This is a genomic window from Aphanothece microscopica RSMan92, from assembly GCF_046613545.2.
Lineage (GTDB): Bacteria > Cyanobacteriota > Cyanobacteriia > PCC-6307 > Cyanobiaceae > NIES-981.
On sequence record NZ_JBKKKY020000563.1, the window covers coordinates 1 to 436 of the forward strand.

At 49.5% G+C, this 436-nt stretch carries 1 protein-coding gene; it reads left to right on the plus strand.

The window, feature by feature from the left end; all coding sequences use genetic code 11:
* Window positions 1–19: 19 nt before the first annotated feature.
* Window positions 20–436 (plus strand): VWA domain-containing protein (locus tag ACLD7X_RS19065; RefSeq protein ID WP_411425248.1); only part of this gene is annotated, 417 nt, incomplete at its 3' end.

Below are 436 nucleotides of genomic sequence, written 5' to 3' on the forward strand. Positions count from 1 at the left end.
CCTTCGGATGCGAAGACGGATGAAGGAAAGTCCCCATCGGGGCCGGATCAATCTTCGCCGAACCATCCGCCGGAGTATCAGCTACGGTGGCGAACCCATAAATCTTTATTACCGGGCCCAAAAGCCAAAGAGGCAGCGACTGATCATCGTTCTGGATGTGAGTGGATCTATGGATAAATATAGCTTTTTTCTGCTGCGCTTTGTGTTTGCCCTGCGACAGAATTTCCGGCAACTAGAAGCATTCATATTTAGCACAAAGCTCATCCGGATCAGCGAGATTCTGGCCGGCAACCGCCTCGACTACGCCTCCGAAGTACTTACCCAGCAGGTGGACAATTGGAGTAGTGGTACCAAAATAGGCGGCTGTCTGGATGAATTTTATGACAAGTATGGTAAAAGAATGCTCAACGGGTCGCCCACTTTTATTATTCTGAGC